This window comes from Flexithrix dorotheae DSM 6795 (assembly GCF_000379765.1).
GTDB lineage: Bacteria > Bacteroidota > Bacteroidia > Cytophagales > Flammeovirgaceae > Flexithrix > Flexithrix dorotheae.
On the sequence record NZ_KB903490.1, the window covers coordinates 1 to 13,786 of the forward strand.

A 13,786-nucleotide genomic window follows, 5' to 3' on the forward strand; every position below is an offset into this window, starting at 1 on the left:
GGCACTTTCAAATCAGTTGATTCTCCATCAATGGTTAATGAATTTTGATCTCCAAGTACTAATCTAATTTGGGAAAGATTTCCTGCAGGAAGTTCTATTTCTCCTAAAAAAGCCTCTTCACCATTGGTTAATTTTAAAATATCGAAAATTCCGGTCTCGGCATTTTCCAAGGACTGCCATCCTCCTTCTTCATCTCCTACATTAATATTAACTTCCTGAATATCAATGAGTACTTCTTCGTAATCGGCTGGGGCATCCACCAGTGTTACCTGGATTTTTGCCATGTTATTATCATCTTCACTACAAGCAGAAATGACCACAAGTATCAACCCTAAATACCAAATTTTTTTTAAGTAAGCCAACATAAATTATAATTTTAAAATGTTTAACAGGGCCATCTAAATTTAAAATAACCCACATGTACCAATGTATTAAATAACTGTTAATGATTTTACAATTATTATTCCATTACTTAATTATTATCCCAATAGTACATCAGGTTGGAGAAGTTAAAAACACTGTAATAGGATCTTTTTTTCGTTTGATGTAAAAATCATTAACATCATTTGAAAAATTAGAAATGAATAAAACTCAGATTAGATCAGCATTAATAATACTTTTGACAACACTCATGATTATTTCTTGTAATAAAAAGGAGGATCCCAACCCAAATGGGTTTGCAAATGGAAAAATTACAAGTTTAATTTCCAATGAGGGTTTAGCAGAAGTTTCAATTACTGTATTTAATGCAAATACCAATGAACCAGTTACTACAACAAAAAGTGATGTAGAGGGAAATTTTCAATTAGAACTTTTGGCTAATTCTTATTATTTAAGATTGAGTAAGCAGGGGTATGAGGATATTCCTCCCCTCAATATGAGTCCGATTCCTTTTGATATTATTCAGGGAATGACCGAAAATATGAGCTACCAAATGACCACCTTGGATGATCAAAATATGGGCTGGGTGAGTGGTCAGGTCCTTGATGGAGATTCAAAAGTTACTGGTGCTTTAGTAGTAATTCAAGCTGAAGACAAAGCTTATTCTTCAATTAGCGATCATGAAGGAAATTTTGTGATTAACAATGTTAAAGCAGGGAATTATACTGCTACAGCATGGATAAAAGGATATAATTCCATAGCCAAAACTGTCCTGGTTATTTCGGCTCAGGAAACTTTTGATAATAATATAATAATGACAAAAGACGGGAATGGATCCTTTAATGGGCAAATCAGGAACCTGGCTTCAAGCAATAAGGATGTGGATATTTCCCTTATTCATCCCATCACTCGTCAACCGATACCATTTCTTTCTACAAGTTCAGTTGCTCAGAATTTTGAAATTACAGGAATTCCTAATGGCACTTTTATAGCCAGGGCTACTTTTGAAAATGATGAAAGAGTAATGGATCCTGACAGAATAGCGAAATTTGGAGAGCCTGTTATTGAAATAAATAATGATGAGGAAACTTTAACTTTTGATATTACTGGCTCAATTGAGTTGGGTACTCCTACCAATGAAAGTACAACTGTAGTTCCAGTGGAAGTCAATACAACTTCTCCAGTTTTGGAGTGGAATTCATATTCAAGTACAACTGATTACATTATTGAAGTTTCTGATATGAATGGAAATATTATTTGGGGAGGTTTTAGTGAAGATTCAGAAGGCTTACCCATCAAGAACATTTCAATTCCTTCCAGTCAGACATCCATAGAATACAATTCTGATGGAAAAGCTTCATTAGCTCAGTTGGAACCTGGAAAAATTTATAGATGGCGAATTTATGCTAGTAAAAAAGATCAGAACTCTCCCACGGGCTGGTCTCTAATTTCTGCAAGTGAGGATCAAAGAGGACTCATAAAGATTGCAGGAGGTATTTAGATAAATAATAGGGAGGGCTTTTCCTCCCCTTACTCTTTACTTATACAGTACCTTTTCTTTAAGGATTCCTGTCTTGGTTATGATTTTAATTAAATAAATCCCCTTTGTCAAATTAAAAGAATCTAAATTTAAATTAAATACATTTCCTAAAACCCATTCCGGTTTAAATTCTAGAATTATTGCACCAGATAAATTTGTAAATTGAATTGATAAAATATCATCAAATGGAGGTAAACCTGATATGTGAATAATATCTTCTGTTGGATTAGGATAAATCAATAAATTAGATATATGGTCACCATAGAAATGGATGCTTATTATTTCTGAATAAGAACTGCTCCCATCTATATCTGTTTGTTTTAATCGGAAATAGTTTAAGGGGTAAAAAGGATCTCTGTCTAGTATGGTATATTTTTCTAAAGTAATACTATTACCTTTTCCTTCAATTTTTTTTATTGGTTTCCAATTAATCCCATCATGAGATTTTTCAAGGGTAAAATAGTCATTATTTAATTCCTTTATGGTAGCCCATTGTATTTCAATACCTTCTTCCATCACTATTGCTTTAAAGTAAACAAGCTCAATTGGAAGAAGTCCATTAAATGGGCAAATATCACAACCTGTAATTGTTAAAGAAGCACAAATTTGATTTGCCATATCTGCCCCATTAAATTCATTAATTTTTGAACTATTACCATTCTGTAAATTAAATGTATCAGATCCACAAAGGATTGAGTTAGGCCCATCAAGATAAATATCATCTGCAGATTCAGCATTAATGTCAATATTTGTTTCACTAGATCCTGCTAGAATAAAATCATCTGCGATTGAAAAAGCGATGGCTGTTGGATTGATATTTAAAATCCCTGTAGTAAAAAAATCTCCATCAATCGTTAAACTACCTGTAACGTCAACTTCTCCGGTTATCATAAAGGCAGTGGAATTAGTAGAAAGATTCCCGGCTATTGTTATATCTCCAGTATGGATGTAGGTATTGTTATTATTTCCATTAACATTTGTACTTACGCCATAATCCCTTGGTTTTGTACCGTAATTGGTATTAATTATAACATTATGTCCAGTTGACACGATTACATCATCATCAGCATCTGGAAAAGTAAACCCAATAGTAGAGGTACAACCAGCACCAAACCCCCAGGTTTCACAATCTTCCCAATTTCCGCTTTTGGTAGATGTAAATTGGCCAAAACAGCTGAAAGAGCAAATAATAAAGAATAAAGTCCCTAATATTTTATTGGTTAGTTTTTGAGATAGCATAGTTGTAATTCATCAGATGTAAGGAAATAACGAAAATTGGCAGTTTAAATGTATAATTCTTCTTTACACATTTTGAAAGTGATATTAACTAGACGATAGTCTTTTTCGTTTGTGTGTCTTTGAAATCAAATGATATAAAAAATTGCAATTTTAATCGTTTTCCTACATCTCCTTTCTTACCTGTATACCTACTGGTAGCTATTGCGTTCCAAATGTGAACATTTTTAAATAATTAACAGGTGAGGGGATTTATACTACTGAGGTACTGTGTTTTATGGTCATTAAGCATTGCAATTTTATCCATTTCATTTTCTGCATACGGACAGGATATTCCTTTCCCAGTAGCTTGTTACAACTTTGATGGATCACTACAAAATGACGATCCTTCCAACGGAATTGCAGATTTAGAGGAAATTGATAATGCCAATGGAGAAAGTGGATACTTTGCACCAGGGAATGGAGTATGTAAAGCTATTGATTCTTTATATGTATTTCCACAAGGGGATGGCATTAATCTTAACAAAGGAAATCTTCCAGCAGATACATATTCTCTTGAACTGTTTTTTCAGTTCACCAGCTCCTCGGCAAGCACTTCTGGTAGAAGGAGAATTTTGCGTTTTAAGGCTGAAAATGATGCAGGACTATATTTGGGAGCAGATAATAGGTTAGAATTCCAGACATCCAATAATACAAGTGATATTGTTAAAGGAACTACAATTATTTCGGAAGTTAATGATACAACGGAATGGATGAATATTTCCATAACAAGGGATGCCTCCACTAATCCGGATGAAATGATTATTTATTTAAATGGAAATGAAGAAATAAGAATAAATACTAATAATTCTACAGAATTATTAAATGATTTTAAAATATTTGAGGATAATTCTGGCGGAGGTGGTGATAGTAAAAACGAAGAAGCCTCAGGGAAAATCGATTATCTTCGTTTTTATGATGAGGCGATGGATGCCACCCAAATTGATGACCTGTTTAGTGAATCTCAGGTTAAAAATGATGTTCAAATTAGTGTAAGCCCGAGTACAGATGTTTGTAGTGGAGCTGGGGTAGTTTTAACCGCATCAGGAGGAGATGGAAACTATACCTGGAGTACAGGAGAAACAACCACTTCGATTGTTGTAGTTCCGACCGACACCACCGAATACTGGGTAGAATCTACTACTCTCACCCCATGCGAAAGAAAATGTTTTCAGATTCGGGATAGTGTTACCATTAATGCCAGACCTATCTATTCCACAGATTTTACATTTCCAGTGACGGCTTGTTTGGGCCAGACGGAAACCATTACATATACCGGAGATGCCCCAAATAGTGCTAATTTTTCATGGAATTTTGGAGGAGGAGTAGCTACTAAGGTTGGTTCGGGAGAAACTTATGAAGTAGTTTGGAATACCTCAGGAACAAAAAATATCAGTGTTACCATTTCCGAAAATGGCTGTCAAGTAGTTTCACCAGTAGAATCTGTTACGGTAAATCCAACTCCAGTAGCTTCATTTTCAGCCCCTGCGGTTATTTGTATGTCAAACACAGCCTCAATTTCCTTTAATGGCACTACTACCGGTGCGGCAATTTATAACTGGGATTTTGATGGAGGAAACCCGGTGAAAGGAAGTGGCGAAAATTACACGGTTTCATGGGCTACACCTGGAAGTAAAACAATACAATTAGCTATTTCGGATAATGGTTGTGACTCTACCTTCAGTCAGTCGATATTAGTTACACCTCCTCCTGTAGCGAGTATCACATCGGACTCTTTAAATTCTTGTACAGAAAGTACTTTATTAGTAGAATTTAATGGAACGACTTCGGGTGCTGCCACTTTCAATTGGAATTTTGGAGATGGTACTGCTGTGCAGTTGGGAACAACTCAGGCCTATCAGGTCACCTGGAATACTATTGGGAATAAAACGATCCAGTTAGAAGTCACTGAAAATGGATGTACAGATGTGGCTACTCCAATTAATGTTTTTGTTTCACAAACTCCCTCAGCAGATTTCACTTTACCAGATACCCTTTGTATTCCTGGAGATGCAGCTGTAGGATATACAGGGACTGCCACTGCTGGAGCTTCTTATAATTGGGATTTTGGAGGAGGGGTAGTGACAAAAGGAACTGGAGAAAATTATCTTGTATCCTGGGGAAATCCGGGTATAAAAACCGTATCCCTTACAGTAATTGAAAATAGTTGTCCAAAGACTTTAACACAGGATATTGTAGTGGTTGAATCTCCTTCATCAAATTTCCAGATGCCAGCAAATGGATGTGAACTCAATCCTGTAAGTATAACCTATACAGATCCCATTTTTCCAGGAGCAAATTTCACCTGGGATTTTGGAGGGGGAATTGTAACAAATTTAGGTCAGGAGGAATATGAAGTAACCTGGGATACCGAAGGAACTAAAACTGTGACCTTAACACTCGATGCAAATGGATGTACAGTTACCTCAAGTCAGTCCATTGTCATTGGTAACACCCCAACAGCTGTGATTACTTCTAATTCAGAGCTTTGTGCCAATGAACCATTACTAATTCAGTATGGCGGAGATGGTAATCTTGCAGGTACAAATTTTAGCTGGAATTTTGATGGTGGAAATGCAGTGAATATCCCCGGTACACAAAATTATCAGGTTACCTGGACGACTGGAGGTTTTAAAAATGTCACCCTGACTACCACTGAAATATCCAGTGGATGTTCTGATACAGATACAGTGCAAATTCAGGTAAATAATTATTCTGATTTTGAAGTTTTGGTGGACCAGAATGTAGTTTGTAATCCAACCACTGCCATAATAGAATTTACAGGGAACTTAGAATCCGGAGCTACTCTGGACTGGGATTTTGATGGTGGAACAGGAACGCCCATCGCTGGGACGAACCAGTATGAAGTTACCTGGAATACTAATGGCGTTAAAAATATTACGGTAATAGCCAATGGCGTTTTATGCCCATCTGATACAGCATCCAAATCCGTAACTGTAAATACTGCTCCAGTAGCAGCATTTGAGGTGAGTGATAACTTAGCATGTTTGGGAGAAGCAATATTGGTCACTTTCACAGGTTCTGCAGGCCCTACAGCCAATTATAACTGGGATTTTGATAGTGGAATAGCCACCAGAATTTCCCCTACTGAATATCTGGTTTTTTGGAATGAGGGGGGAGATAAAACTATAGCTTTGTCCATCACTGAGAATAACTGTCCTTCTGAATTAATTACGCAAAATATCACAGTATTTAATCAGGCTGCTTTTGCTTTCGAAACCCTCACAAATGGTTGTATAGACAATCTATTTAGGCTTACCTTTACCGGAAATGTTGAACCTGGAGGGAATTTAATCTGGGATTTTGACGGAGGAAATTTTACTCAGATAAATGCTACCCAGTATGAAGGCTCATGGAGTACCCCGGGCGCTAAAAATGTTCAGTTAATTGTAGAAGGTGTAAATTGCCCTAGTGATACAACACAGCAAACCCTTCAGATTGGAAATTTTCCGGTTATTACGCTAAGTGCTCCAACCGAAATTTGTGCCTATAATCCCGGTGGTTTTAGCTACACAGGAAGTATTGAACCCGGCCTTGAATTGACCTGGGATTTTGTAGATGCCTTTTCAGTAGATAGCATTGGATCCGAATCTTTTCAGGTCATCTGGGATAGCCCTGGCACAAAAACGATCTCAATTAACCTGAATAACAATGGCTGTATGCTAGATTCTACTTTTACCGTTGAAGTAAGAGATGCTCCAATCGCCTCTTTTAATCTGCCAGATGCCATTTGCGTGGGTCAGTCAGCCAATCTTAATTTTACAGGAACTTCCAATGCATCTACCATTTTCAATTGGGAATTTAATGATGCAACAATCATCAGTAACACCGCTCAGGATTATGTGCTGACTTGGGCTACCACAGGTGTAAAATACATTTCCCTGCAAACAGAATACAATGGTTGTTTATCTCAGGTCATTCTGGATTCTGTGCAGGTTATTGAACCTAATGATTTTGCCCTTACTGCGGAAAATGATGTTGTATGTATTAATGAGGTAAACAGGTTAAGTTTTGAAGGAATTGAGGAGATAGGAGCAATATTTAACTGGAATTTAGGAGGTGGAAGTGGCGTAAAAGTACCGGGAGCTCAAGCTTATGATATAAGTTGGGCAGGACCGGGAAATTATACAGTTACATTGGAAATTACTGGTGTTTGTGGTACTTCTGTATTAACCAAAGATGTGGTGGTACAGGACTTGCCAACAGCTTCATTCAATATTGATGCAAATGCCTGTATCAATACTCCGGTATCTATTAATTTCACTGGAACTTTAGATGCAGCTTATGATTATTTTTGGGATTTTGGAGATGGGGTTGAAAATGACCAGGGTAATGAAAATTATCAGGTGACCTGGTTAACTGCCGGAGTAAAAACAGTCTCTTTATATATTGATAACAATGGTTGCCAGACACCTGTATTTTCAGATTCTGTAGAAGTATATAATGATGCAAGATTTACCCTTACTCCAGGAAAAACTGTTTTTTGTATAGATGAAATTGTTTCAGTTTCATTTTCAGGAACAAAGGAACCAACCGCCACTTTAACATGGGATTTCGGGGCTGATGCTAATCCTCAGACCCTTCCTGATGATACCTATTACCTAACCTGGAATTCGCCAGGGATTAAAACTATTACCCTTACTATCCAGGGTGATAATTGCCCTGATGCAGTTTATTCAGAAACCATTGAAATTAGAGAAAGGCCCGAACCAATTTTTTACCTTCCCGATGCAGCCTGTTTAGGTGAACCATTTGATATCACTTTTACAGGTACTACTGATCCGGATTATACTTTCATTTGGGATTTTGATAATGCCCTGCCTATTCAGGATGGTACAAATCAAAATTATACTTTGACTTTTGATTCAATAGGAGTTTATTATTTATCTCTTCAAATTGATAATGGAGGGTGTGTTTCTGAAACTTTTACCGATTCAGTTTATGTGTATGATTTTTCAGGCTTTGGGTCTGAAATTGATTCAGTCTGTGCAGTAGAGCCATTTGTAATCGACTGGAGTAATAACCCACAGGGAGATGACATCACCTTTCAATGGGATTTTGATAGTGCTACGGTAATCAGTGGTAACCATTTAGGTCCTTTTGAAATGTATTGGGATGAGCCTGGCATGAAAAATATCTGGTTAAAATCGGAAAGTCTGGATTGTGCCAGAGATTCCATGTTATATCAGGTTTATGTAAAGGAATCTGTACAACCAATGGTTACTATTTCCACAGACAGTATTTACTGTGATGCTACGGATGTATTAATTACTCCACAAAGTTCAAATGAGGGAAGTGCTCCTGAATATCAATGGTTTGTTAATGGAAAAAAAGTATTATCTGGAGATACTTTTTCCTGGGAAAATCTACAGAATAATGATGAAGTATATGTGATTCTTACCAGCACTATAGAATGTGTATATGAACGAAATGTAGTTTCAAATACAGTAATCATCAATATTTCCGATTTTGAATTTAAGGGAAATATTTCAGCAAACCCAAATCCTGTTTGTCCGGGAGAGCCTGTTCAATTAACCCTTCCTGATGAATATGCTGGAATTATCTGGCAGGATTCTACAGAGGGTCAAGGATGGATGGATATAGAAACAACCACAGAATCGAGTTTTGAAGTGAGACCTATTCAGGAAACTTACTACAGAGTAATAGTGACCGATGGCATTTGTACCGATATTTCACCAGAAATATTAGTTACTACCAATAGTATTACTCCAATTGTGGCTGCCGAAGACAGAAGAATTCGGGAAGGATATAGTACAAAATTAAATGTAGAATTTGGAACCGATTATAACTGGTTTCCTGCTGATAGTATTACCAACCCTACCATTGCAAATCCAGTAGTAGCACCGACCATAACAACAACATATTATGTCAGCGGAACCACAATAGAAGGATGTCCTGGCCTGGATTCTATTACAGTATTTGTGGATCCAGCATTAAATATTCCGAATACTTTTTCTCCTAATGGAGATGGAATTAATGATTATTGGATAATTCCGAAAATGGATGAATATCCTCTTGGAGTAATGTTTATTTATAACCGATGGGGTAAGAAAATTTACGAATCAGAGGCTGGATATACCAAACCGTGGAATGGGACATTAAATAATGCAGAGCTTCCTGCCAGCACTTATTATTATGTATTGGAACTCAACGATGGTTATCCTCCCTACAAAGGTTCGATTACAATAATTAGATAAGCTAGAAATGATGAAGATTATATTAATTTTTTGGTGTGGATTTTTCCTGGTTAGTTCTGGCAATCTTTTTTCCCAGCAGCTCCCCCAATATAGCCAATACATGGTTAATAATTTTATTATGAATCCGGCAGTTGGTGGGATTTCTAGTGATATTGATATTAAAGTAGGTTATAGAAAACAATGGGTTGGGTTTGATGGTGCACCTACCACCCAATTCGTGAGTGTGAACTCAGCTATTAATAAAATTAATGGCAGACATTACAGAATTAGAAGAAAAAGACCTCATCAGGGTATTGGAGGTTATATGATAAAAGATGAAACCGGACCACTTAGTAAATTTGGTATTTATGGCAACTACGCATATCATTTACCTCTTAGCAAAAAATATTACTTATCTGCGGGAATTTTCTTAGGTATTCTTCAAAACCGTTTAGATCTGAATAAAGTAACCTTAAGTAATCCTAATGATCCTTCGGTATTTGCTGCAGCAGCTACAAAACTTTCCCCAGACGGTGCTTTTGGTTTTTGGCTTTATTCTGAAAGGTTTTTCACTGGGTTCTCCATAAATCAGATATTTCAGACCAGAATGTTTTCCATTAATGAAAACAACTCCATTATAACAAGTAAACTCTTTAATCACTATTTTTTCCATATCGGATATAACATTCCATATAATGAAGACTGGAATATTGTCCCTTCAGTGTTATATAAATCTGTGCGTCCAGTATTTTTGCAATTTGATCTTAATTTGAAAGTTTGGTATAGGAAAAAAATCTGGGGTGCAGTTTCTTATCGTCTTCAAGATGCAATTTCATTTGTTACAGGTTTCACTCCAAACAAGAAATTAGAAATAAGCTATTCTTATGATTTAACTACTTCAAAAATCCAAAAATATAGTTCAGGAGTCCATGAAATTATTCTTGGATTTAGAATTGGAGAAAAAGATGAAATTTGGTGTCCTGAAAAATTTTGGTAATTTAATGTATATGAAAATCAATTTTGGTGGAATACAAAAGTAATCCTAAATTTTATGCATCACTTTTTAATATATACCCATTAGGCTTACTTATATTCTGTTTGCTTTTTGATTAATAATAATTTTCATGATTAGCGTTTAGACTATAGAGTTCATATAAAACTATAATTATTATTAATTAATAAAGAAGTGAGCAATCGCACATTTTTTTACGTATTTTATAAGAATAATTTGATATTATTTTTGAGAATAGAAAGTAATCAAAAATCACCTTAAGGGTCTAGGCTTTGTCTGAACCCTTTTTTTTTATTTATTGAAATTATGCAGAAATGTAGCTTAAGGCTCCCAATCTTTCACTTTATTGCTTTTAATGTTTTCATTCCCATAATTTATTTCTGGTTGAATAACTTCCATTGTTTTTAAATAGGTTATTGTTCTAGTAGAACAGATTCATGATAGCCAATACGGCATATATATTTCCCAAAATATTATAGAAGAAATTGGTGGTACTATTCAGGTAGATAGTATTCCGGGAGAAGGAAGCGAATTTAGGATTACAATACCTGTGGGAAATTAAGGAAATTTTACCCGAGACAAAAAGAAAGAAGTAAAGTATACCAAAATCACAAAAAATGATCTGATTTACTTGATCCCTGGAAAACCTAAGCTACCACTTGGTCTATTGCAATAAAGTTCATCAGCCATTTTACCTTTATCATTGGGCTTGTCCCTTATATTTCCCCAGATATTAATACAAATATCTCGAGTTACCTGGTCAATTGCTTTCCCAAATTCTAAAAGCTGTTCATAATCATTGTGGTAAAATGTGACAATCTGAAATCCATATTCAATATGAAGAAAATCAATCCCGCATAAATACTTTCCGGTGATGTTTTCATCATATAATTTTGATTTTACCAACTCTCTAATTGTGGTGAATTTCTTCTTCATGAAAAAAGAAATATGCTCCAGCTTTTGATGTTTGGCAATAGCATACTCTCTACCATATTTATCTAAGTCCAGGAAGTTGTCTAGTAGTTCAAGTGTTAGCATAACTTTTTTTAGTTGTTAGGATAATTCAAATTTAGATCTGATTTTGAAAAAGAGGAATTTATCTCCTATTTAAATTTGTACAGACATGCTTTTATGATTCAAAAAATAAAATAATAAAAATTCACAAAATTTATTATTATAATTCTGTGAAATTATAGGTAAATCGAAATATTCAATTACTTTATCTCCAAAACATACAAATTATGGCCTTGTATTATGTAAATAAAAATGTCCAAAGACAATGCCGATCATAAAGTACATTAAAATGGATGCTTTTTCATGCCTGAGCCAGAAAATAGAAAAAAATTGGGTGATCTTCCAAATTGTATACTTATCATACTAAAAGCAAAAAATAGTATCAAATATCCAGTATTTTGGATGAAGAAATTTTAAGGCCGGAAAACATATCTTTGAAGATATAATAAGGCAGGTTTTGAACCAGACTGCCATTGGCATTATTTACAATGATTAGAAACAAACTTAATACATTATTTCTGGCAGGAATTTTATTTTTAGGTTTTTCCAGGTGCTCTATCAAATGGACTGAAGCCATACAATCTGGGAGTGTCTCTCAGCATGGAATCAAAGAAACTGTAAATATTGAAATTCAAAAAAGCCTTATCATTCTCCCAGTAACTATAAATGGAACAAGATATCGATTTTTATTTGATACAGGTGCGCCATTCAGTATATCCAATAAGATTCAGAAAGAAAATAACTTCAAAATAATCAGCAAAGGAAAAATTGTTGATAGTGATAAAAACAAAAAGAAAGTTAATTGGTCACAAATTGATTCTGTATTTATTAGTGATGTATTATTTCTGAATCAAACTGCATTTGTTGGGGACTTTGAAGCAAATCCTATAATGAAATGCCTAGAAATTGATGGAATTATAGGTTCTAACTTGATCAGAAATTGTAACTGGATGATTGATCAGGAAAACAAAACTTTGTCTATTTTCAGTTCAATTGATGAAAAAGCGAATGAAAATTGTATTGTCATCCCATTTAATACTGATTACCAATACAATATTTTTATTGATATTAATTTCGGTCAGGCAAAAGTGAACAATATATTAGTAGATTATGGCTCTAATGGTTCTATTGCTTTAAGCAATGAAATATTTACAATACTTACTAATAGAAGTATTATTAATGGTGAATTTTTGGAAAAAGGAATCACACAGAGTGGAATCATTGGAGAAACTGTTGAGCTAGAAAGGAAGTTAACGTTTTCTGATTCTGTTAGAATAAATGATCTGGAGCTTAAAAATGTATTGGTCAAAACAGGAGAAACTGTCGCTATTGGCAATCATTTATTATCAAGATTTCAGGTAACCATTGATTGGGACAATAAAAACCTTTACCTGACTAAGCCCAAAAAAGATGCAAACAGAATTGGTCTTCCTGGATTTAGATTAGGTTTCTCCAGCGAAAAAGGTATTTATGTTCAATCTGTAATAGAAGAATCAAATGCTTATAAAATTGGAATTAGATCTAATATGAAAGTAATAAAAATTGATAGTCTTGATTTTGAAAATGGAAATGATTTTTGTGATTATGTAGAATATGATCTGAAAGATGAAATTTTTATTCAATTAACGGACTCAAAGGGGGAAAAACAAGATTATTATTTTAAAAAGACATATTAAAATCAAAACAACTGGTAATAATGAAAAATCAAATTCAGGTGGGTCCTGGGGATCCTACTAAATTTTTCCTAGTGTTGAACAGACCTAATGGGGGTTAGGACCTGAATAAGTTCTGTGCAATTTCATTTTTTTTCTTGCTTGTAGAAGAATTTATAAGAAGGTTTATGCAGCATGTACTACCTTCTGGCTTTTATAAGATCCGATATTATGGTTTACTAGCATTAGCCAATGGAGCAGTTAGTCAGTATTGTACATTATTACCATCCTCATTTATAAGTTTTATAGAAATAGTGCCGGGAGCGAAATGACCGATAGCTGATGTTACAGATAGTTAGATTTCTACTTTTCAATCCATTCAACAGCTTTTTGAAGGATATTTTGAGCGTTTGCTTCCTCGTCTGGAATTATTTGATTGCCAAATAAATTTAAATTTCTATCAGCCATAAATGCTGTTGCCAAATATAAAGTAGAATTATCACTCAGTTTAAATGCAGTATTTGCAGTAGATAGACCGCAGGTAGCTGTTCCAAAGCTTTTAGTATCATCTCTTCCAATAAAAGATATGGCAATTGCCTCTCCTGAACTTCCGACTTCGTTGTCTAAAAGAACAGCTACTTTGGGATTTGGGATGATTAATTCATAAGGATTTTCTAATTGTGTTATTGGACTC

Annotated in this window: 9 protein-coding genes and 1 pseudogene; 6 read left to right on the top strand and 4 right to left on the bottom strand. The window is 34.8% G+C overall.

Annotation, left to right across the window (positions count from 1 at the left end):
• Positions 1–365: DUF4382 domain-containing protein (locus A3EM_RS0135340; protein WP_020532985.1), on the bottom strand; the 365-nt coding region annotated here is incomplete at its 3' end.
• Positions 366–580: 215 nt separating this feature from the next.
• Here A3EM_RS0135340 and A3EM_RS0135345 point away from each other — a divergent pair.
• Positions 581–1,882 (top strand): carboxypeptidase-like regulatory domain-containing protein, encoded by a 1,302-nt coding sequence (locus tag A3EM_RS0135345; protein ID WP_044240797.1) that lies wholly within the window; start codon positions 581–583, stop codon positions 1,880–1,882.
• Positions 1,883–1,918: 36 nt separating this feature from the next.
• On the opposite strand, the gene A3EM_RS0135350 is transcribed toward A3EM_RS0135345, so the two are convergent.
• Positions 1,919–2,971 carry a T9SS type A sorting domain-containing protein gene (locus A3EM_RS0135350; RefSeq protein WP_245576592.1) on the bottom strand — a complete coding sequence of 351 codons (1,053 nt, stop codon included), beginning with the start codon at positions 2,969–2,971 and terminating at the stop codon, positions 1,919–1,921.
• A 428-nt stretch (positions 2,972–3,399) separates the two neighbouring features.
• Here A3EM_RS0135350 and A3EM_RS0135355 point away from each other — a divergent pair, with 428 nt between their 5' ends.
• The 3 genes from A3EM_RS0135355 to A3EM_RS48470 all read left to right on the top strand — a co-directional run bounded on the left by A3EM_RS0135355 (position 3,400) and on the right by A3EM_RS48470 (position 10,988).
• Positions 3,400–9,435: a T9SS type B sorting domain-containing protein gene (locus tag A3EM_RS0135355; RefSeq protein ID WP_020532988.1), complete on the top strand. Its 6,036-nt coding sequence runs from the start codon at positions 3,400–3,402 to the stop codon at positions 9,433–9,435.
• A 7-nt stretch (positions 9,436–9,442) separates the two neighbouring features.
• Positions 9,443–10,411, top strand: coding sequence for a PorP/SprF family type IX secretion system membrane protein (locus tag A3EM_RS44640; protein ID WP_083925367.1), 969 nt, complete (start codon positions 9,443–9,445; stop codon positions 10,409–10,411).
• A gap of 469 nt (positions 10,412–10,880) precedes the next feature.
• Positions 10,881–10,988, top strand: coding sequence for a hypothetical protein (locus A3EM_RS48470; RefSeq protein ID WP_342663076.1), 108 nt, complete (start codon positions 10,881–10,883; stop codon positions 10,986–10,988).
• 65 nt (positions 10,989–11,053) lie between these two features.
• On the opposite strand, the gene A3EM_RS0135365 is transcribed toward A3EM_RS48470, so the two are convergent.
• Complete coding sequence (locus A3EM_RS0135365) at positions 11,054–11,464, bottom strand: hypothetical protein (protein WP_020532990.1); 411 nt, start codon at positions 11,462–11,464, stop codon at positions 11,054–11,056.
• Positions 11,465–11,913: 449 nt separating this feature from the next.
• Between A3EM_RS0135365 and A3EM_RS0135375 the strand changes: the two genes are divergently transcribed.
• Both A3EM_RS0135375 and A3EM_RS48545 read left to right on the top strand, forming a co-directional pair.
• Entirely contained in the window at positions 11,914–13,116 is a 1,203-nt protein-coding gene (locus tag A3EM_RS0135375; RefSeq protein WP_157638243.1) for an aspartyl protease family protein, read from the top strand.
• Between the two features lie 146 nt (positions 13,117–13,262).
• Positions 13,263–13,347 (top strand): annotated as a pseudogene (locus A3EM_RS48545) (transposase); the annotation flags it as partial.
• A 108-nt stretch (positions 13,348–13,455) separates the two neighbouring features.
• On the opposite strand, the gene A3EM_RS0135380 reads toward A3EM_RS48545, so the two are convergent.
• Positions 13,456–13,786, bottom strand: a 331-nt coding sequence (locus tag A3EM_RS0135380; protein ID WP_026210784.1) for a S41 family peptidase, incomplete at its 5' end; no start/stop codon positions are given.